This is a genomic window from Salmonella sp. NW38 (assembly GCF_051807745.1).
Classification (GTDB): Bacteria; Pseudomonadota; Gammaproteobacteria; order Enterobacterales; family Enterobacteriaceae; genus Salmonella; species Salmonella enterica.
In genome coordinates this window covers 104,059-128,229 of sequence record NZ_JAMMTO010000012.1, presented here as the reverse complement: position 1 = coordinate 128,229, position 24,171 = coordinate 104,059, and the positions used below count along the sequence as shown (strand labels likewise).

Below are 24,171 nucleotides of genomic sequence, written 5' to 3'. Positions count from 1 at the left end.
GCAATTCTGATTTTTTACTCCCCGCTTATTATATTTTTAATGATTTAAGTTATATTGAAGTCCCTATGACCCTATGTTTTAATTGTGAAAATTCATTTTATCTTCTGGAGGCAAATTTATTAAATACGTATGATTATAACGCGTATTAAAAAGAAATATGTCCTTAAAATGATTTAGAGTTTCAATGATTAGCTAACAAATCTATTTATCGGCGAGTGGTTTTAATTTGCTGATGACTATTTTTTATTTATGAGCTGAGAGCTTATGCGATACCTATTATTGGGGAAGATATAGTTAGTGCAATAATTGATGTCTACCTAATTAAAAAATAAAGAGTGTTTTTAATTAAAGCACTCATCTTTGTTGTGGGCGCACAAAAATGGCGTCATTGTTTTTATTTTTCTGATTACGAGATGTAGGAAAACTGAAATCTATAAAGCGTATTGGTAGCAGGAAGCCAAGGGCGGTAGCGTTCACTTTCTGAATAAGTTGAGCATCCTTTATCCTTTCTAATCCACAAAAACATTTTATTCACAATGTAATATCAGGAGACAACATGGAAGACGAAAGTAATCCGTGGCCTAGTTTTGTTGATACATTCTCTACGGTATTGTGCATTTTTATATTTCTTATGTTGGTGTTTGCACTTAATAATATGATTATTATGTATGACAACTCAATTAAAGTTTATAAAGCAAATATAGAGAATAAGACTAAATCTACCGCTCAAAATAGCGGAGCCAATGACAATTCAAATCCTAATGAAATAGTTAATAAGGAAGTGAATACTCAAGATGTGTCGGACGGAATGACTACAATGTCAGGTAAGGAGGTTGGAGTATACGATATCGCCGATGGTCAGAAAATTGATATAACATCTACAAAAAATGAGCTTGTTATTACGTATCATGGCAGGCTGAGAAGCTTTTCAGAAGAGGACACTCATAAAATAAAGGCTTGGTTAGAAGACAAAATCAATAGTAATTTATTGATAGAAATGGTTATTCCTCAGGCAGACATCTCTTTCTCTGACTCTTTACGACTGGGATATGAACGGGGAATTATTTTAATGAAAGAGATTAAGAAGATATATCCTGATGTAGTTATTGACATGAGTGTTAACTCCGCAGCATCAAGTACAACGAGTAAAGCTATTATCACGACTATTAATAAAAAGGTGTCCGAGTGAAATATATAAATCATTACCGCTATTTGTTTGTCTGTTTTTTCCTTGCCATACTCCCTTTTTCCGCTTTATCTTTTCCCGGTATAAGAGAGTATGTTTTTGATAACTTTATGGTTTCTGCAATTTACAATGGAGTCATTATTGCCATTTATATTACAGGCTCTTTGTGTGCATTATTCACTATTTTTAAAAATATTTCAGCAAAAGACATATTAATAGCTCAGGACGCCAGCAGAAAAAATAGTATTCTTTCTAACCTCAATCAGATTTTGTTTTCCGGAGAACCCAAACAGTGTGATTTCAATTTGCTGATGGAATTAGATGACAATGTGTCTACCGCCCGTAACCAACGATTGTCATTTATTATGAGTTGTAGCAATGTGTCGACGCTTGTTGGCCTGTTGGGGACGTTTGCGGGTCTGTCTATTACGATTGGTTCAATCGGGAATTTATTGAGCTCGCCATCAGATGTTGGCGGTGATAATGCAAGTAATACACTCAATATGATCGTGACAATGGTAGCGTCGCTTTCTGAACCATTGAAAGGGATGAATACCGCATTTGTATCTTCTATCTATGGTGTTGTTTGCGCCATACTCCTGACCTCACAAAGTGTTTTTGTTCGCAGCTCCTATTCCCTTGTTTCTACGGAAATCAAAAAATTAAAAATCATAAGCAACAGATCCAATAATAAACAACGAAGCCTGCGGGTTGAATCAGAGACGCTTGTAGAATTTAAAGAGTTGTTTAAAGCGTTTTTTGATAACTACCTGACAGTTGAAAACTTACGGACGCAGGATGAAGAAAAGAAACGAGTGATGCTATCAGATAGCTTTGTCACTTTGCAAAACCGACTATTGGATAACTCAGCAAAACTGGAACAACTTTCTACGCTGATTGATGGTTATCTGGTAAGCAGTAACGAAAATCTCAAAAAATTATCTGACGGTGTAATAACAATTACCTCTCGTTTATCTGAAGGTAATATCCTGCTTGCTGATAATAATGCACGACTGGAGGCAATGAGTACAATACAAAATATTATAGACAAAAAGAATGATTCAATAATGGCATCAGTTGATAAATGTTATCAGGAATCTCTTTCACATGGTAAGACCATAAACGATATTGCCGCTGGCAGTGCCGATATTTCTCATACTCTCGATGGGCTGAGAAAAGAAATGGATGAGGATATGAACAATGTTCATTTAGCGCTATCCGATCTATCGGCTACTGATAAAAAGATTATTGCCAATACTAAAGAGATTAGTGCTGAAATGGTTAGCTACCGTGATACCTATATGCCATTAATGGAAAAAATAACATCTATGCACCAGGAAATAGTAAAGCAACGTTTGTTAAACAAGGAGGAAAAAAATGAAGATTAAGATGTTTTTTCTGACGACTGCTTTTATTACACAAAGCACATACGCCAGCGAGCTTCCGGTCATTCCTCTAAGAGATTTAGTTAATGCCGCATTAACACATCAGCCCTCTGTTGCTGTTTCATATTATGAGACTGAAAAGAAAAACAGCGACTTAGATCTTTCACGGGCAGCACTTTATCCTACCCTGGATCTAACATCTGGCCTTAATAATAACAGAAAGGAGTCGTCAGGTACCGAGAGAAACGTTGAAAATAAGGTGTCCTTATCATACCGAATAACGGATTTTGGAGTGAGGGGGGCTAATATCAGGAAATCTGAATATGAAAGAGATAATAGTAAGACTGACTATGAAAAAACAAAGAATATAGTGTCTCAGGAGGTTGTGACAACCTATTACAACATCAGTAAATATCGTGAAATGATTGATGGCGTAAATCTGGAGAAAGAGTTTTATAAAAAGATGCTGGAAACTTTTTCGCTGCTGGTATCTTCCGGTGTAGCTATGCAATCTGATATGCGTAAAGTACAAGTATCTATCGATGCATTAAATACCAGAAGCATTATGTATCAGTCGATGTTGGATGATGAAATGTATAAAATGCAGAATATGACTGGTCTGAATTTGTCACCAGATCAGATTCAAAGCGATGAAAAATTCAACCTCTTCAAAAAATATATCTTTGTCGAAAGCCCTGAAAAACTTATGGACATGGTGATGAAATACAACGATGACTATAAGATGCTTGTCAATACCCGAAAAGCCGCGACCGAAGATATTAATGCCGCAAAATCATCCTATTTTCCGACTGTAGATCTCGTGTCCAGCTATGTACAGAATAACCCGAGCGGTAGTGCCAAAAAAAGTGATTATGAAGATGAATTTAAAACGGGTATCAATGTCAGTTTCAACATTTTTAATGGGTTCAGAAATTCAGCCCAGGAAAGAAAAATGGTGGCAAGTTACTCGCAGGCTAAGCTGCAAATTGACGATTTTTTGATTAAAACGCGTTATAACATTGATTCACAACTTTCAAGATACGCTGCTGCAAAAGAGACTTACTCAGTGGCGGAACGTTCACATACAAACGCGTTACAGCTTACTGAATTATATGAGCAGGAGTTTCAGTTAGGGCAAAAAAGTTTGCTTGATTTAATTTCAAGCCGTAATGAAGCATTTCAGGCATATGTAAGCATGATCGACAGCAAATATAGCCTGTATATTTTAAAGTTACAGCAACTCTCATTGATTTTTCATTTAATGGATTATTTAAAAGGAAATACTGAAAGTGAGTTAAATGTAATGAAATGAATAGAAGACAAAGCGATCATCTCATGATGATAATTATTTCTTTGACGATCTTAATTATTATCCTTACCTACTTTATAGAAATTAATTCAGTGGTTCATGGTCAGGGCGTTATCACTACTAAAGATAATGCTCAGTTAATATCTCTTTCTAAAGGAGGGACGATACAAGATATTTATGTGGCCGAGGGTGATACTGTAAAAAAAGGAGAACTCCTTGCAAAGGTCGTTAACCTTGATCTGCAAAAAGAATATCAAAGGTATAGAACTCAAAAAGGGTATCTGGATAAAGATGTTAACGAAATATCTTTCATTCTTGATAAAGAAAATGAGAGTGGGTTGATTACCCTGGATGGTACCCGTTCTTTAAGCAATAAAGAGGTAAAAGCGAATATTGAATTAGTGCATAGTCAGATAAGAGCTAAAGAGTTAAAAAAAACCTCTCTTGATTCTGAGATTAGCGGATTACAAGAGAAGCTGAGTTCGAAAGAAAAAGAACTTGCATTGCTTGCCGAAGAAATAAATATTCTTTCTCCACTGGTAAAAAAAGGAATTAGCCCATATACCAATTTTCTTAACAAGAAACAGGCGTATATAAAAGTTAAGTCTGAAATTAATGATATTGAAAGTAGCATCACTTTAAAAAAAGATGATATTGAGCTGGTTGTTAATGATATTGAGGCGCTTAATAATGAATTGCGCTTATCTTTATCTAAAATAATATCTAAAAATCTTCAGGAACTTGAGGTTGTTAACTCTACATTAAAAGTAATAGAGAAGCAGATAAATGAGGAGGATATCTATTCACCGGTTGACGGTGTAATTTATAAAATCAATAAAAGTGCCACTACTCATGGTGGTGTGATTCAGGCGGCGGACTTACTTTTTGAAATAAAACCAAAAGTAAGGACTATGCTGGCCGATGTGAAAATATTACCCAAATACCGTGACCAAATATATGTAGATGAAGCCGTTAAACTGGATGTGCAGTCAATTATCCAACCAAAGATAAAATCGTATAATGCGACTATCGATAATATTAGCCCTGATTCCTATGAGGAAAATACCGGAGGAACAATTCAGCGTTATTATAAAGTAATTATTGCATTCGATGTTAATGAAGATGATTTACGGTGGTTAAAACCAGGTATGACTGTTGACGCTAGTGTAATTACCGGAAAACACAGCATTATGGAATACCTGTTATCTCCCTTGATGAAAGGCGTGGACAAAGCCTTTTCAGAACCAGTTAATACTAAACGATTAGATACACCTTGAGAGTGGATATAATATTATGGGAAATAAAAGCATACAAAAGTTTTTTGCCGATCAAAATTCTGTAATTGATTTATCTTCTTTGGGTAATGCCAAAGGCGCAAAAGTTTCTCTTTCCGGGCCAGACATGAACATTACGACGCCGCATGGGTCAGTGATCATTGTCAATGGCGCTCTTTATTCAAGTATCAAAGGCAATAACCTCGCTGTTAAATTTAAAGATAAGACTATTACCGGCGCTAAAATTCTGGGCAGCGTAGATTTAAAAGATATTCAACTAGAGAGAATTGACAGCTCATTGGTTGATTCTGCTCAGGTAGAAAAGAAAGGTAATGGCAAACGACGAAATAAGAAGGAAGAAGAGGAATTAAAAAAGCAGCTTGACGAGGCTGAAAACGCAAAGAAAGAAGCTGATAAGGCGAAGGAAGAAGCTGAGAAAGCTAAGGAGGCTGCAGAAAAAGCGCTCAATGAAGCGTTTGAAGTACAGAACTCGTCAAAGCAAATTGAAGAAATGCTGCAGAACTTTTTGGCTGACAATGTAGCAAAAGACAATCTGGCTCAGCAAAGCGATGCTTCCCAGCAAAATACACAGGCTAAAGCAACGCAGGCTTCTAAACAGAACGATGCTGAAAAAGTTCTTCCTCAACCTATTAATAAAAATACCAGCACTGGCAAAAGTAATAGCAGTAAAAATGAGGAAAATAAGCTCGATGCCGAGTCTGTTAAAGAGCCGCTTAAAGTCACATTAGCGCTTGCGGCCGAGAGTAACAGCGGTAGCAAAGATGATAGTATAACTAATTTTACCAAACCTCAGTTTGTAGGTAGCACTGCTCCCAATGCCACGGTCATTATTAAAATTAATGGTATTGCTGTCGGTCAGGCTGTAGCGGATAGTTTGGGTAACTTCACCTTCACTGCGCCTGAAACATTGACTGATGGAACATACAATCTGGAGGCAGAGGCCAAGACTGCTGATGGGAGCGGTAGCGCCAAACTTGTCATTACTATCGATTCCGTTACCGATAAGCCAACATTTGAACTTTCGCCTGAAAGTAGTGTGTCTGGTCATAAGGGCTTAACGCCGACCTTGACGCCTTCAATTGTTGGTACGGCGGAAGAGAATGCCAAGGTTGACATTTATGTAGATAATAAACTGGTTGCCAGCGTTGATGTCGATAAAGATGGAAAATGGAGTTATGAATTTAAAGATAATGAATTATCTGAGGGCGAAAATAGTATAAAAGTCGTTGCCGTAGATAAAGCAGGTAATAAAAACGAAACGACGGATAGTATCATAACCGACACCATTGCTCCGGAAAAGCCGACGATTGAGCTGGATGATAGTAGTGATTCCGGCATTAAAAATGACAGCATTACAAATAGCACCCTGCCAACATTTATTGGTGTGGCGGAACCCGGTTCTACAGTCTCTATTTATCTTGGACTTAAACATCTTGGTGAGGTCATTGTTGCTAAAGATGGGACATGGAGCTATACGCTTACTACGCCGCTCAAGGATGGCGAATACAATATAACAGCAACAGCTACTGATATTGCCGGGCATACCTCAGCGACGGCAAATCTGCCTTTTACTATTGATACACGTATCAGCTATTTCAGCGCTGAGATTGAAACTACTGATGATAGCGGTATTGTTGGAGATAACGTTACTAACAATACTCGCCCAACCTTTACAGGTAAAACTGAGCCAAATGCTATTATCAGTGTCATAAATAGTGAGACTGGCGAAGAGGTTATTTTTAAAGCGAATGACAAGGGCGAATGGACGTTCAATTTCACTTCCGACTCAGTGGAAGGGGTTAACAATCTTACGTTCACTGTTGAAGATGTCGCTGGCAACAAAAAGGATTTTTCCTTTAGTTACGTTATCGATACTGTTGCCCCTGTACCTCCGACAGTTTCTTTGGAGGATTTTGTTGTTTTACCGAATGGTATAATTTTATCAGGGAATGATTTACCGGCTTTAGTCGGTACGGCAGAGCCAAAGTCTACCATCTTATTGATGCGAGATGGTAAATTATATGACAGCATTGAGGTTGACTCAAACGGGACCTGGAATTATCAGTTTAGTAATAAATTTCTTCAGGGTGCCTATGATATTGAAATCATTTCTCAGGATGCCGCCGGTAATAAATCCTCTACTGTTAAATATTCTTTTACTATTCAAACTGAAGTTGTACCTCCAAAAGCGGAACTCGATGCCAGTGATGATTCCGGTGCAAAAGGCGACTGGATTACCAATAAACATAATGCTCTGACGTTACTGGGAACAGCGGATAGGTTTGCTACCGTAAATATCCTTATTGATGGTAAAACGATAGGCGTGACGACTGCGGATGCAGACGGTAACTGGAATTTTGATATTTCCCGAAATCTGTCTGACAATGTTTATAAGATTACGGTTGAATCCATCGATCCTTTAGGAAGAACGTCATCTGTAGATTATCAGCTTACCATTGATAGCTTTACGCCGATCCCTACTGTTATGTTGCATGATAGCGCTGATTCTGGCGTTAAAGGCGATATGATTACTAAAATTAATACGCCGTTGTTTACCGGGATGGCTGAAGCTAATGCTAAGGTTTCCATCTATGTTGACGGTGTGTTAAGTGGCGAGGCTATTGCTGGCGATGATGGTGTATGGAATTTTCAATTTACCACAGCGTTATCCGATGGCTCGCATGACGTAACGGTAAAGGTAGAAGATATTGCCGGTAATACTGCCTCCTCATCAGCGTATAATTTCCAAATCGTAACGCAAACACAAAAACCAACAATAGAGTTGGTCAACGATACGGGGGTTGATAATACAGACCATATTATTAATGAAAAGAATCCTGCACTGACAGGAACCGCTGCACCCTATTCAACGGTTAAACTCTATATTGATGGTGCACTGATCGCTGAGGTCAGAACAAATAAAGATGGCAGATGGGAGTATACTCTGAAAGCCGATCAAGGTTTGGTTGATGGCGATCATAGAATAACCGCTTCAGTTGAAGATATCGCTGGCAACATTGCCCATTCGGATCCTTTCTTAATTAGCGTCGATACTGCTATTTCAATACCGATAGTTTCATTGAGCCCGGATTCAGATTCGGGAATTTCAGATGATAATTTAACGAATATCGTTAAACCTACCTTGCACCTAAAAGATATTGATCCGGACATTATCAGTGTTCAGGTATGGGATGCCGCGTCTGATACGCAGATCGGTGTTGCCACGCAACAACCTGATGGTTCATGGGCCTATACCTTTACTTCAGATTTAACGGAAGGCTTGCATCAGGTTTATGTCAAGGTTGAGGACATTGCGGGTAATAAAGCGAACAGCGCGGTATTCGATTTTACTATCGATACCACAGTATCAACGCCGGTGATTTCCCTGCTTTCTAAGGATGATACGGGGGTTACAGGCGATAACCTGACCAACATCAATAAGCCAGGTTTTGCTATTTCCGGTGTTGATGCCGATGCGCATCGGGTCGTCGTACAGGTGATGCACAATGGCGTGAGCGAAGAGATCGAACTTTCTCACCTCAATGGTAGTTGGTTATTTACACCAGGGAATACGTGGGCGGATGGCAGCTACACGTTAACGGTGAAAGTAGAAGATAAGGCAGGAAATACCAACTACTCAGCACCGCTGACGGTCGTTATCGATACCCAAATCGCCATTGATGGGGTGGAACTGGTCAACGATAGCGGCGTGAAAGGCGATAATATGACCAACGACGACCGTCCCCACTTTCGTGTGACGGTACCTACGGATGTCAATGAAGTCCGTCTGAGCATTGACGGTGGTAATTCGTGGGTTCAGGCAACTCCGGGCGTGGCAGGAAGCTGGGAGTATATCTGGCCGACAGACCTGGCAGATGGTCAATACACGCTAACGGTGGAAGCGACTGATAAAGCAGGCAATACAGTGACGAAGACCATCGATTTCGCGGTGGATACCACGCTGTCAGTGCCGGTCATCGTACTGAATAGCGCGGACGATACCGGTGTCCAGGGCGATAACATGACGAATAGCACCCAGCCGACATTTGCCCTGCAGCATATTGATGATGATGCCGTTCGCGTTACGGTCAGCGTGGAGCATGGCGGCGTCACCACCACATTTGACGCCACGAAAGGTGTAGGCGGATGGACCTTTACGCCGCCGACATCATGGGGGGCGGGCGATTATACCCTGAGTGTGTCAGTCGAAGATAAAGCGGGGAACACCAGCCATTCGGCATCGCTGACGGTGACGGTGGACACGCAAATCGCCATTAATAACATTGAACTGGTCAATGACAGCGGTATTCCCGACGATAATCTGACTAATAACGTGCGTCCGCACTTCCAGGTGACGGTACCGACGGATGTCAACGTGGTGCGCCTGAGCATTGACGGCGGCAAGACGTGGTTCAACGCTACCCAGAACGCGACGCCGGGCGTCTGGGATTATATCTGGCCGGATGATGTGGCCGACGGAGGCTATACCCTGACGGTAGAAGCGACCGATGAGGCGGGAAATAAGACAACACAGACGCTCGATTTCACCATCGATACCACTCTGTCTGTGCCGACCCTCTCGCTGGACAGCGCAGATGACAGCGGCATCGCGGGCGATAATATCACCAATGTTAAAACGCCGGGCTTTACCCTCAACAATATTGATACCGATGTCAGCCGGGTGATAGTGGAGGTAATGCACAATGGCATTAAACAGGAGGTGCCACTGGTTCAGACCGGCGGACAGTGGCGCTTTGCGCCGACCAGCGACTGGGCGGACGGCGACTATATCCTGACGGTGAAGGTAGAAGATAGGGCCGGAAATGTGAAGCAGTCCGCGCCGTTGACGGTGACAGTGGACACGCATATCGCCATTGACCGTATTGAACTGGTTAACGACAGCGGTATCCCCGGCGATAATCTGACCAATGAAGCGCGCCCGCACTTTCAGGTGACAGTACCGGCGGATGTTAACGGTGTAAGACTGAGTATTGATGGCGGCAAAACGTGGTTTGACGCCACGCAGAGCGCGACGTCGGGCGTCTGGGATTATACCTGGCTGACGAATGTGGCTAACGGCCCTCACACCCTGATGGTGGAAGCGTCCGACAAGGCGGGAAACAAAACGACGCAGAAACTGGACTTCATCATCGATACCATGCTGTCAGAACCGACGATTACCCTGGACAGTGCGGATGACAGCGCCGCTGGCGATAACATCACCAACGTTAAGATGCCAGGCTTTACCCTCGGTAATATCGACGCCGACGTGACCAAAGTGGTGGTGACGGTGGCGCATGATGGTAAGAACCAACAGATAGAGTTGATTAAGAACGGCGGTGTGTGGCGCTTTACGCCGGGCGCAGCCTGGACCGATGGCGACTATACGCTGACGGTAAAGGTAGAAGATAAGGCGGGTAATACAAATTATTCTGCGCCGCTGACGGTGACTATCGATACGCAAACGTCTATTGATCGCATTGAACTTCTTAATGACACGGGTATTGTCGGGGATAACCTGACCAATGAAGCACGTCCACAGTTTCATATTACGGTACCGACGGACGTGAACTCTGTGCAACTGAGTCTTGATGGCGGCATCAACTGGGTTAACGCAACGCTGACGCCCGACGGCGTTTGGGAGTATATATGGCCGACAGATCTGGTCGAAAATACGTATACCCTGACAGTGAAAGCAACCGATGTTGCAGGCAACACGGCGACGGAAACGCTCAATTTTATCATTGATACCACATTGTCGACACCGACCATCACGCTGGATAGCGCAGATGATAGCGGCACCGCCAACGATAATAAGACTAACGTTAAAACACCGGGTTTTATTATCGGCGGTATTGATTCTGACGTGACTCAGGTCGTCGTGCAGGTGATGCGCGATGGTCACAGCGAGGAGGTGGAGCTGACGCAGACTAACGGGCAGTGGCGTTTTGTACCCGGCAGCGCGTGGACTGATGGCGACTATACGCTGACGGTAACGGTGAAAGATGAGGCGGGTAATATTCGCCACTCAGCGCCGTTGACGGTTACCATCGATACGCAAATCGCCATTGACCATATTGAACTGGTCAATGACAGCGGTATTCCCGACGATAATCTGACTAATAACGTGCGTCCGCACTTCCAGGTGACGGTACCGACGGATGTCAACGTGGTGCGTCTGAGCATTGACGGCGGCAAGACGTGGTTCAACGCTACCCAGAGCGCGACGCCGGGCGTCTGGGATTATACCTGGCTGGCTGATGTAGGAGAGGGGAAGCATACCCTGACAGTGGAGGCGACCGACAAGGCGGGAAACAAAACGACGCAGCAACTGGACTTCATCATCGATACCCTACTGTCAGAACCGACTATCGTGCTGGACAACACGGACGACAGCGGAACAAAAGGCGATAACCTGACCAACGTAAATAAGCCGACGTTTTTACTGGGCAATATTGACGCAGACGCGCGGTATGTCACGGTTGAGGTGCAGCATGGCGGCACGAAAGAAGTGCTGACGGCCACCAAAGACGCGACCGGCAACTGGAGCGTGACACCGACCGGCACATGGGCAGATGGCGACTATACGCTGACGGTGAGGGTGGAAGATGAGGCGGGGAACGAAAAACACTCAGCGTCGCTGACGGTCACTGTTGATACCCAAATCACCATTGATGCTATTGAACTGGTTAATGATAACGGTATTCCCGGCGACAATATGACTAACGACGCCCATCCGCAGTTCCGCGTGACGGTACCGGGGGACGTTAACGAAGTCAGTCTGAGCATTGACGGTGGCGTGACCTGGGTTAAGGCGACACAGAGCGCGACGCCGGGCGTCTGGAATTATACCTGGCCGGGCACCGTGCCGGATGGCGACTATACGCTGAATGTGAAAGCGACTGACAATGCGGGTAATACGGTGACGGAGACACTCCACTTCACTATTGATACCACGCTGTCGACGCCGGTCATCGTACTGGATAGCGCGGACGACACCGGCATCCAGGGCGATAACATGACCAATCGCACCCAGCCGACATTTAACCTGCAACATATTGATGATGATGCCGTTCGCGTTACGGTCAGCGTGGAGCATGGCGGCGTCACCACCACATTTGACGCCACGAAAGGTGTAGGCGGATGGACCTTTACGCCGCCGACATCATGGGGGGCGGGCGATTATACCCTGAGTGTGTCAGTCGAAGATAAAGCGGGGAACACCAGCCATTCGGCATCGCTGACGGTGACGGTGGACACGCAAATCGCCATTAATAACATTGAACTGGTCAATGACAGCGGTATTCCCGACGATAATCTGACTAATAACGTGCGTCCGCAGTTCCAGGTGACGGTACCGACGGATGTTAACGAGGTGCGCCTGAGCATTGACGGCGGCAAGACATGGTTCAACGCTACCCAGAGCGCGACGCCGGGCGTCTGGGATTATACCTGGCTGGCTGATGTGGGAGAGGGGAAGCATACCCTGACAGTGGAGGCGACCGACAAGGCGGGAAACCAGACGACGCAGAAACTGGACTTCATCATCGATACCCTACTGTCAGAACCGACTATCGTGCTGGACAACACGGACGATAGCGGAATAAAAGGCGATAACCTGACCAACGCGAATAAGCCGACGTTTTTACTGGGCAATATTGACGCAGACGCGCGGTATGTCACGGTTGAGGTGCAGCATGGCGGCACGAAAGAAGTGCTGACGGCCACCAAAGGCGCGACCGGCATCTGGAGCGTGACACCGACCGGCACATGGGCAGATGGCGACTATACGCTGACGGTGAGGGTGGAGGATGAAGCGGGTAACGTAAAATACTCGGCGCCGCTGACGGTCACGGTTGATGCCCAAATCACCATCGATGTTATTGAACTGGTTAATGATAACGGTATTCCCGGCGACAACCTGACCAATGACGTTCGTCCACACTTCCGTGTCACGGTGCCAGGGGATGTCAACGAGGTACGTCTGAGTATCGACGGCGGTAATACGTGGGTTCGTGCAACACAGGGCACGGCAGGGATCTGGGATTACACCTGGCCGAAAGATGTGACCGACGGGCTACATACCCTGACGGTAGAAGCGACCGATAAGGCGGGAAATAAGACGACGCAGACGCTCGATTTTACCATTGATACCCGGCTGTCAACGCCTACCATCACTATGGATAGCAGGGACGATACAGGTGCCATTGGCGATCATATTACGAGCGTCAAAAGACCGGGCTTTACCATTGGCAATATTGACTCCGATGCGCAATCGGTCATTTTGCGGATCACACAGGGCGGCAATAGCCAGGAAGTGACACTAACCCAGGTTGGAGGACAGTGGCGCTTTACGCCAGATGCTGACTGGGCGGACGGTAGCTATACACTGACGGTAGAGGTAACGGATAACGCAGGAAACGTTCGTCAGTCCACGCCGCTGATAGTGACGGTAGATACGCAAACCAGCATTACTGATATTACATTGGTCAATGATCATGGCGTGCCGGATGACAATCTAACTAACAGCACCCGTCCGCAGTTTGAGATCACGGTGCCGGCGGATGTGAATTCTGTGCAACTGAGCATTGATGGCGGCGCAAACTGGGTGAGCGCGGCGCAGGGTATCGAAGGCGTCTGGGGCTATACCTGGCCAACGGATATGGGCGATGGAAAACACACCCTAACCGTCATGGTCACCGACAGAGCGGGCAATACGGCGACGCAAACGCTTGAATTTTTCATCGACACCCGGTTGTCGACGCCGACCATTGCGCTGGATAGCACGGATGATACCGGTACGCCTGGCGATGATATGACCAATCGCACCCGACCGACCTTTATTCTGCAGAATATCGATTCGGATGTTATCAACGTTACAGTCAGCGTCACGCATAATGGAACGACAACCTCGTTTACTGCGACACAGGGGGCTGGAGGATGGAGCTTTACACCGCCAGCACCGTGGGGCGACGGTGATTATACGCTGACGGTGACAGTGGAGGATCGGGCGGGAAATACGCGTCCGTCTACGCCGCTGACGGTGACAGTGGATACGCAAATAGCCATTGATCATATTGAATTAGTCAACGATAGCGGCGTCCCTGGCGATAATATCACAAAACATGTGCGTCCGCAGTTCCAGATCTCGGTACCGGATGATGTGGAAAAGGTTCTTCTGAGTATTGACGGCGGCACGACCTGGGTTACTGCAATCAAGAGTTCGACGGCTGGCATTTGGGATTACACCTGGCCGACGGATATGCCAGAGGGACAGCATACCCTGATCGTGGAAGTGACTGACGGTGCGGGTAATAAGATGACGGGGACGCTCGATTTCACTATCGACATCACGTTGTTGACGCCAACCATTGAGCTAGCGCCCGATCAGGATACCGGACAGAATAAGAACGATAATCTGACCAGTGTCACTCAGCCGATATTTGTGTTGGGGAGTATCGATAAAGATGTTCGACACGTGGAATTGAGTATTGAGCATAACGGCACGTTTAAAACGGTGGTACTCACCGAATCAGCCGACGGCTGGCGTTATCGACCGGATTCTGCTTTGGCGGACGGTAGCTACACATTCACCGTGACGGTAACAGATGTGGCAGGCAACCAGCAAACATCCGCGCCTTTAAAGGTGACGATAGACGGTACGTTGACTACGCCGGTGATTGAACTGGCAGCTGGTGAAGATAGCGGTACTGTTGGCGATCGCCTCACCAATCACGATCGGCCTGTGTTCGACATACGCCAGGTTGATTCTGACGTTACGCGCGTGATGGTCAAAGTAACTTACAACGGTAAAACGCACGAGGAAGCGGCGGTATTCACCAATGGTCAATGGCGCTTTACGCCTTCTGCGAGCTGGGCTGATGGCTCATATCAGTTAGCCGTTGTGGTGGAAGATCTGGCGGGGAATGTAAAAGAATCTGCGCCGTTAGAGGTGCGTATTGATACCACGACAACCATTAACAATATCGTATTGCTTAATGATACTGGCGTGCAGAATGATCAATTAACGAATGTTGCCAAACCGTCATTCAGAATTGACGTTCCCGGTGATGTCATCCAGGTACGCGTAACCCTGGATGGTGGCGCTAACTGGAATGTGATACGCAAAAATGCCGACGGACAGTGGATTTTTGACAGTCCGAATACTCTGGTTGACGGCACATATACCCTTCGCGTAGAGGCCACGGATGAGGCAGGTAATATTGCGAATAAAGATTTAGTATTTAATATCGATACTAATATACAGGTTCCGACTATTGCTTTAGACGCAGGACAAGATACCGGAGCGAATACCGCCGATAATATTACTAATATTTCACGACCCACCTTTACGATTGGTAATGTTGACCCCGATGTTATTAAAGTCGTGGTGACGATTGATGGTCATGATTATAACGCGACTAAGGTTGGGGCTGGTTGGCAATTTACACCAGGCAATGCCATTCCGGATGGTTCTTATAATATTACCGTTACGGTTGAAGATAAGGCCGGAAATACCGCGACATCGAAACCATTACCTGTTGTGATAGATACGACGGCTGAAATTGAAAGCGTCACGTTGGTTACAGATAGCGGTGATAGCGATGTAGATAACATTACCAAAGTCGACAAGCCGCAGTTTAGTATTGTTACCGCTGATGATATTACCCATGTGCGCGTTAAAATCGATAACGCCGCTAATTGGATTGAACTCACAAAAGGAGGGGATGGCCGCTGGATATTTAATGTCGGTTCGGCATTACCTGATGGGAAACACACTCTCTTGGTTGATGTGACTGATATCGCTGGCAACGTTGCGCAAGAAACGCTGCAGTTTACGATTGATACGACTCTGCGAGAGCCGACAATTGTACTCGATCCCACCCATGATACTGGTGATGATACTAATGATAATCTTACCAGGATTAACAAACCGGTGTTTATTATCGGTAATGTCGATAATGATGTATCACACATTGTGGTTCATATTGATGGTCGGGATTACACCATTGAAAACACAGGGGGGAATTTAACCTTTACGCCGGATCAACCGCTGTCTGACGGTCAGCATACGATCTCTGTTACCGTAACGGATATTGCTGGTAATACCAAAACATCGGCCGAACTGCAGATTGAAATCGACACGCAGGTTCAGATTGACAGTGTTACGTTAACAACAGATAGCGGCGTCAACGACCACGATAATGTCACCAATGCTACCCGTCCCTCTTTTGAAATTGCAACGCCTGATGATGTGACATCGGTGCTGGTTTCTTTCGATGGCGTAAACTGGACGCCTATCAGTAAAAATGCGGCCGGGCAGTGGGAATTTACTGCAGGTAGCGCATTGCCTGATGGTCATTATACTCTCCATGTCCAGGCGACGGATCGGGCAGGAAATACGGCAAATTCCACGCTGGGCTTCACCGTGGATACGCAGATTGACGGCCTGAGCGTCGTGATGCTGGACGACGCCGGAAAGGATTCTACGGATGGTATTACGAATATTACCTCTCCACGTTTTGAAATTTCAGCCAGAGAACCGCTGCAGAGCGTGACGGTAATTTTAAACGGGAAATCCAGCACACTGACTCAGGGGGCAGGTAATAAATGGCTGTTTACCCCTGATACACCGTTAGTGGATGGAACTTACAAAATAGAAATAGTGGCTGAAGATATCGCAGGTAATAAAATTAGCAAAGAGGTATCATTCACAATAGACACTATTGTTTCTGATCCCAGTATTGATTTGCTGGATGCGGATGATACTGGCGAAAGCGCTGTTGATAATATTACGAGTGTCACTAAACCACGTTTCGTTATTGGCAATGTACCCGCCGATATTGATACTGTTGTAATCAGAATTAACGGCGTTTCTTATCCGGTTACGGCAAATGGCAATAACCTCTGGGAATTTCAGGTTCCCGTTGCGTTAAACGATGGCGTATATGAAGCCGTTGTTGTCTTCAGAGATATTGCCGGAAATACTTCTGAAACTAAGCTGCCCTTTACCATTGATACCACGACAAGCGTCAGTGTCAGAATGGAGCCAGCGTCTGATACCGGCAGCTCCAATAGCGATAACCTTACGAATAAGCAAAATCCCAAATTCGAAGGTACTGCGGAGCCTAATGCGAAACTGGTGATTACCATTGTTGATGATAAGTCAGGTCGGGAGGTTCTAAAACACACGATTACGGTTGGCGCCGATGGCAACTGGAGTGTGACGCCGAATATACTGCCGGATGGCATGTATACCATCAACGTCGTCGCAACAGATGTCGCGGGAAATACTGCGCAAACGCAGGAAAGATTCACTATCGATACGGTTACGATCGATCCTACCATTCGCCTTTCGGATCCATCTATTGATGATCAGTATGAAGCAACCAGCCTGCGTCCTGAGTTCAAAGGGCTAGCCGAAGCGTTCTCGACGATTATGATTCAGTGGGATGGGAAAGTGGTCGGCTCGGCAAACGCCAATGCGAATGGCGAATGGAGTTGGACGCCGCCATCAGTATTAGCGCCAGGCTCCTATGTTGTGAGCATTGTTGCCAAAGATAAAGCGGGTAATGAATCGTCGCAGGTCGACTTTCCTGTCGTAATACCTGTTATTGATGTCACGCCTCCAACCATAAAGCTCAGCGAGGAGAGCGATAGTGGTGCCTTAGGAGACTTTACCACGAATAATAAAACGCCGACCCTGGTTGGGAACACGTTACCTAATGCGATTGTGAGTATTTATGTGGATGGCGTGAAGGTCGGCGAGGCGACAGCGGATACAGCGGGTCGATATACTTTCCAGTTATCGGAAATGAAAGATGGCCATTATGTCGTCCAGGTGGGTATCGTCAACCCTCGCGATAATAGCGAACTGCGTTCCACCGCCGTTGATGTCACTATCGATACCGAGGTTGCTGAACTGGTATGGAATATATCTGGAATGCATGAGGGCGGATATATCAATACGGTGACGCCGGAGATTGGCGGCACCAGTGAGCCAAACAGCAAAATCACTATCTTTGTGAATGGCGTTGAAAAAGCGATTGCTTATACGACAGGCGCAGGACACTGGGGCGTAGTATTACCTGCTTTGGGTAATGACGGTAATTATGTATTAACGTTTAAAGTTGAAGATGTTGCCGGCAATATCAGAGAGTTTGGTCCGCAGAATGTGATACTGGATACGGTAATTTCGCCGTTAACCGTGGTATTACGCGAAGCTGATGACAGTGGCAAAGTTGGCGACTGGATCACCAATAAATCTCATGTCACCATCGATGGTACTGCCGAAGCCGGAAGTACTTTAACCATCAGGAATCCGCAGGGGGTGGTTATTGCTACCCTGGTGGTAGGCAATGATGGTCGATGGAGCGCAGAATTAGATCTGCGTGAAGGTAGTAATGCCTTTGTCGTGGTATCGGAAGATAAAGCGGGCAACAGCCAACAAAAAGATATCCTGATAGAACATGATACGCAGATTGAAATCAGCGATATTTCATTAAGTCGGGATACTAATAGCGGTGATAAATATGATCTGATTACCAATAATAAGTCTCCGGTACTGGTTGCCATGACCGATCCCGGCGCGACGGTACAGGTTTATATTAATGGTGTGTTACAAGGCACAGTAGAGGCGAGTTCGTCAGGTAATATTAGCTATACCATGCCGGCAAATAGCGCCGACGGCGAGTATCAGGTGCAATTTGTTGCTACGGATACTGCTGGTAACCGGGTTGAGTCTGCGATTACAACCGTGACAATCGATTCTCAAATTGCTGTCTTTGACATTGATGAAGATTCATTACCGGCCCTCTCTAATAACCGGGCGTTGTCAGTCTCAGGTGTCGGGGAGGCAGGTTCTCAGGTCAGCATCTTTGTCGATGGTAAATTAGTCAACGTTGTTATGGTTGAGGCTGATGGCACATGGCGCGCGCCGATACTGCTGCAAGATGATGGTACGTTTAATATTCATTTCAGCATTACTGACGTTGCTGGCAACACTGAAGTGAGCAAGGATTATAGCGTGGATGTCGATTCATCAACCGACTTCCCAACGCTCAACCTTGAAGATGCGAGCAACTCTGGTTCACTTGACGATCTGATTACTAGTCACAACAAGCCTGTGTTAGTTGGCACCGCAGAAGCGGGAGCCACAATCCATATTTATGTGGATGAAAAGATCGTGGCAAATGTTCTTGTGCTTGAAGATGGAACCTGGTCCTATCAGTTTGATAATGCGTTAAAAGATGGTGAATATTCTATCCGAGTGGTTGCCGAAGACCCGGCAGGTAATACGGCAGAATCGCCTCGCTTACTCGTCACGATAGATACCAGTACGTTTATCGATAATCCTGTTATGATGGCAGGTTCTGATAACGGTATTTTCAGTAATGATAGTATAACGAGTCAAACCCGGCCTGCGTTTAGTATTTATGGAGAAATGAACCAGAGTGTTCAGATTTTCATTGATGGGGTGTTAGTCGATACGATCACGGTGACGGACAGAAATCAAGTTTATCGACCTGAGTCACCGTTGGGCGATGGTTCCCATAGCATTTATTATGTTATCACCGATAAAGCAGGCAACACGGCTACCTCGAAAACGCTAAACTTTACTATCGATACCTTTAATACGACGCCTGTCGCCATTGATTCTATCGGTGGACAAACGTTAGCAGAGATGACCGGTAGTGATGGCAAAATATATATAACGGACACGACACGTAACTTATTGTTTAGTGGCAGTGCCGAGCCCAATAGCAAAATAGAAATCATCATTAATGGCTTAAATGTGGGGGAAGTTTGGGTTAATGACAAAGGCCACTGGCAGATGCCGGTGAACCCGCTTTATTTCACAGAAGGCCAGCTGGATATCACTGTTAAATCTACGGACCGTGCTGGTAACGTAAATCAGGAAAAGTATTCCATTTGGGTCGATACGCATATCCAGGTATTTACCAGCGAGCTTGATGACAATAAATCATCATCGAAAACGGACTGGTGGAGTAATAGCTCCACTATTACCATGAGAGGTATGGGGGAAATTGGCGCTACGGTATCATTAATCGTGGCAGGGGTCACGCTGGCAACCGCTGTCGTTGCGGCTAATGGGCAGTGGGAGTTATCGACCGATCAGCTTCCGGAAGGGAAATACGATATCACTTTGAGTATTGAGGATAACGCAGGCAACCGTAAGGAAGAGGTACATGAAATATTTATTGATCGAACGCCGCCAAACGCTCCGGTCGTAACTTATTCAGATATTGTCAACGATCTAATTATTATGCAGGGGACGGCGGAAGCCAAATCTCAGCTAATAATAACCGATAGTAATGGGAATACTTATACGTTAACCGTTCCTGATAATGGTAAATGGAGTATGGCGATCCCGTATCCATCGGAAGGGAAGTTTACCATTACGAGTGTGGATGCGATTGGTAACCGGAGTGATGATGTCCCTCTCGATATCATGAAAGAGACTCCTGTTATTTCATTATCTCCAGACTCAGACAGTGGTACGGTGGGCGATAATATTACGCGAGATAATCAGCCTACCTTTATTATCGGGAATCTGGAAAGCGATGTTGTGGTCGTTCAGGTCGATATCAATGGGACCGTATATAATGCTGAAAAAAATGCCGATGGCGTTTGGTTCTTTACGCCAGGTACACCGTTAGCTGATGGTTCCTATACGATATCGGTAATCGCAAGCGATGCCGCGGGTAATCAGAAAAACTCGTTACCCATTACCGTTACGATCGACAGTACGCTGACCGTGCCGGAGATTGCGCTGGCAGCAGGTGAAGGCAATGGCGCTTCAGACAGCGATAACGTGACGAATCACAATCACACCCAGCCTAAGTTCACGCTGCAGCATATTGATGCTGACGTGACCGGGGTGACCGTAAACGTGACGCATAATGGCGTGACAGACATCTATCAGGCGACGCAAGGCGCGGATGGCTGGACCTTCACGCCGCCAGCCGCCTGGAATGATGGTACCTACACGCTGAGCGTGACGGTGGTGGATCGCGCGGGGAACTCACTGCAATCTGCTTCGCTGGAGGTGACGGTTGACTCAACGGTGACGGTAACAGCGGATAGCCAGCATGACGATGCGAGCGATGACGCCACGCCAACAGCGGTTACTCCACCGGAGTCTGAAACAGTGAATGCCGAAAGCGCTACGCATCTTCGTACAGTGCCGTCTGCGGCGGAAGAAAGCGTGGTGAAGGAGACAGCCTATAGTATTACATTGTTAAACGCTGACTCTGGGGATGAAATAGATCGTTCAATTAGTCAGACACCTTCTTTTGAAATATCAGTACCTGAGAATATTGTTAATGTCAGTGTTATGTTTGAAGGAGAAGAGTTTACTCTGCCGATAACTAACCAGAAAGCAATATTCGAAGTTCCGCTATCTTTGGAAGATGGTGAATATACTATGGACGTGAAATTCCTTGATAAGGACGATGATTTCCTGATTAAGGAGAAAACATTCTCAGTCGATCACTCCTCGGCGGATATTGTGAACGCAATGAATGCAAGAGGAAAGACCGAGGATGATATTAATGATTCCCCTTCAACGAGTTCTGTAGGGCACAACAATAACGGCGCTATTGAAGTTTTCGCCGTTAATGAAGTTACGTTACCTGTAGATAATCAAGAAGAACACGCATAATAACGGAGACCCCTCACCTTTGGGTGAGGGGGTTTACTTATGGATAAAAAACTAGAACCTTATTATTTAAGTGCGGAAACGGCATTATCTATAGTGTCTAAAAAATTCAACATAAAAATTGACATCAAAGAAGATGATATAAATTTAAGATTTAAAAAGTACGACAGAAATAACACTGACGACTCTATACAAATGAAGAATTTCTTTTTGTCGTTAGGGCTTTCTCTACAGGATATATTATTTAATAATGGTGAGGATTTACTAAATGAGCCTATGCCGATTTTACTATTAACACCAGAAATGAAGTGGATGGTGTGTGTGAGTGGCGGGCAAAAAATAAAGTTGGTAAACGCGCGCGGTGAACTCTGTTATGTTGAAATTGAAGATGAATATTTAAAAGAGTTATCTGCATTTAGTATACTACCTTTAAATAAAGTTGTTGATAGTATAAGAGTAAAAAATATCATAAAAAACTCTTTATCGATGAACAAGATTTTTTATACTAAATACTTCTTTTCATCTCTTTTTATGGCAATTTTTGCGTTAACTATTCCAGTATTTAGTAATCTGTTCTATGATAAACTTGTTCCAAGTGCTTCGGTTTCATCTTTATTTGGCGTGGCTATAATTGTTGCTGTATTTATTGTTTTTGAGTTTATCCTTCGTACTTCGAAAGATATTTATCAGTCTATCACAGCAAGGCAGGATGACGTCGATATTGATATCGCATTTCTTGAAGCGGTACTTTATAGTAAAAAGAAAAATGGCAGATCCATGTCATCAGCATTTGTGCTATGGAATGAGTTTCAGAAAATTAAACCCGTTTTATTAAACTCGATCTTTCAACGTATAGCCGATATTCCAATATTTATTATATTTCTCATTGTTATATATGTAAATTTAGGTCTGGTCGTTATTGTCCCTGTTACCATGTTTATCGTCTCTATTATTATTTCCCTCGTTAACCACCATTATACTAATGAGTTAATGAACAAACAAAAAGAAGGACAGAAGAACAGGAATATCTTCATCTCAGAGGTTTTCTTATCTATTAAAATGATCCATACCTTAAATAATCAAGGTTTACTTTTTGATTGGGTCAACACATCAAATGAACAGTCGTATCTTAACCTGAAGATAAGGAAATTAAATCTTATCTATCAATCTATATTGGGGAGTATGTCATCTATTACCCAAATAACTATTATGGTAATAGCCTTTTTTATGGTAATCAAGGGTGATGTTACCACTGGCGCAATTGTTTCATCTGTCATTGTCTCTGGTCGTATTTCCGGGATCATTTCGAATTTTTCTTCTACATTAATCTCTATTTTATCAGCAGAAAAAACCGGTAAGGATCTGCTTTCTTTTTTTGATGAAGATCAGGCAGAAAAAACACCGGCATTACAGTCCATATCAAAGTGCAATGGCGATATCTCTATTCGGGGTGTGAGTTATCAGTATGACGCTCAATCTCCGATGATTATTAACCGACTGTCTATAGACATACCTGCGGGGCAGCGTGTTGCAGTGATAGGCGAATGCGGTGCAGGAAAAAGCTCATTACTGGGAATGCTATCTGGCTACCTTTCGCCAACAGACGGCGCCATCTTATATGATGGATATAACTTAGGGCATTTATCGCAGAACTTTTTTTCTCAGCATTTAAGCGTGGTGACGACACATGATGTTTTATTCACCGGAACCATTGAAAGTAATTTCGCGTTAAAACCGCAAAACGACAGGGGCCGGGTACTCAAGGCGCTCCATCTGGCGAACTGCGGTTTTATCTTGCAACATCCTATGGGACTGAAGTTTCCGGTGAATTTTATGGCTAAAAACCTGTCATCCGGACAGCAGCAGCAGTTATTATTAGCACGTAGTCTGAGCAGTAACGCCAGCGTCTTTTTATGGGATGAACCAACATCAAATCTGGATGAAAATACCGAGAAGCAAATTTTTGATAACTTAGATGAGTTTATTCATGGGAAAACGTTGATCATGGTGACGCATCGTCGATACCTGATAAAGTATTTTGACCGGGTCCTGGTAATGAAAGGTGGAAAAATAATCCGTGATTGTTCTCCGGATAAATTATTAACGTAAAATAAGCAGCGCTTGTCGCTGTTATCAGGCGGTACTACTTAATAAAAAAGACCCGTTGCACAAACGGGTCTTTTTGTCATTTAACGAGTCGGCAACGTCTTCAATAAGCTTCGATCGATTCTGTTAGGGCTATTCCGCTTGCCATTTTTGGATAACCACACCTGGCGGCCCTCATCAACGGCTATGCGAGGGACGTAATTGTGCGC

General features: G+C 44.6%; 6 protein-coding genes. All 6 read left to right on the top strand.

Annotated elements, in window-relative coordinates; translation table 11 throughout:
* The first annotated feature begins 556 nt into the window (after positions 1-556).
* From siiA to siiF, 6 genes are read left to right on the top strand one after another with little or no spacing between them, the layout of a single operon-like run.
* Entirely contained in the window at positions 557-1,189 is a 633-nt protein-coding gene (gene siiA, locus NA624_RS19685; RefSeq protein WP_000389240.1) for an SPI-4 type I secretion system auxiliary protein SiiA, read from the top strand.
* Positions 1,186-2,574, top strand: a complete 1,389-nt coding sequence (locus NA624_RS19680) for a MotA/TolQ/ExbB proton channel family protein (protein ID WP_000875198.1) — start codon at positions 1,186-1,188, stop codon at positions 2,572-2,574. The genes siiA and NA624_RS19680 overlap by 4 nt, the downstream gene beginning before the upstream one ends.
* A complete protein-coding gene (gene siiC, locus NA624_RS19675) occupies positions 2,564-3,883 on the top strand; it encodes an SPI-4 type I secretion system protein SiiC (RefSeq protein ID WP_001670706.1) in 1,320 nt (439 codons plus the stop codon). Before NA624_RS19680 ends, siiC begins: the two co-directional genes overlap by 11 nt.
* Positions 3,880-5,157 (top strand): SPI-4 type I secretion system protein SiiD, encoded by a 1,278-nt coding sequence (siiD, locus tag NA624_RS19670; RefSeq protein WP_001081935.1) that lies wholly within the window; start codon positions 3,880-3,882, stop codon positions 5,155-5,157. The genes siiC and siiD overlap by 4 nt, the downstream gene beginning before the upstream one ends.
* 16 nt (positions 5,158-5,173) lie before the next feature.
* Positions 5,174-21,859: a non-fimbrial adhesin SiiE gene (siiE, locus tag NA624_RS19665; RefSeq protein ID WP_439040283.1), complete on the top strand. Its 16,686-nt coding sequence runs from the start codon at positions 5,174-5,176 to the stop codon at positions 21,857-21,859.
* A gap of 39 nt (positions 21,860-21,898) precedes the next feature.
* On the top strand, positions 21,899-23,965 hold the full coding sequence (siiF, locus tag NA624_RS19660; protein WP_000358575.1) for an SPI-4 type I secretion system protein SiiF: 2,067 nt from the start codon (positions 21,899-21,901) through the stop codon (positions 23,963-23,965).
* Positions 23,966-24,171 lie beyond the last annotated feature (206 nt).

What these genes read in the sequence shown, in the direction of transcription:
- siiA (WP_000389240.1), top strand. Translation starts at nt 557, where the DNA reads ATGGAAGACGAAAGTAATCCGTGGCCTAGTTTTGTTGATACATTCTCT.
- siiC (WP_001670706.1), top strand. Translation starts at nt 2,564, where the DNA reads ATGAAGATTAAGATGTTTTTTCTGACGACTGCTTTTATTACACAAAGC.
- siiD (WP_001081935.1), top strand. Translation starts at nt 3,880, where the DNA reads ATGAATAGAAGACAAAGCGATCATCTCATGATGATAATTATTTCTTTG.
- siiE (WP_439040283.1), top strand. Translation starts at nt 5,174, where the DNA reads ATGGGAAATAAAAGCATACAAAAGTTTTTTGCCGATCAAAATTCTGTA.
- siiF (WP_000358575.1), top strand. Translation starts at nt 21,899, where the DNA reads ATGGATAAAAAACTAGAACCTTATTATTTAAGTGCGGAAACGGCATTA.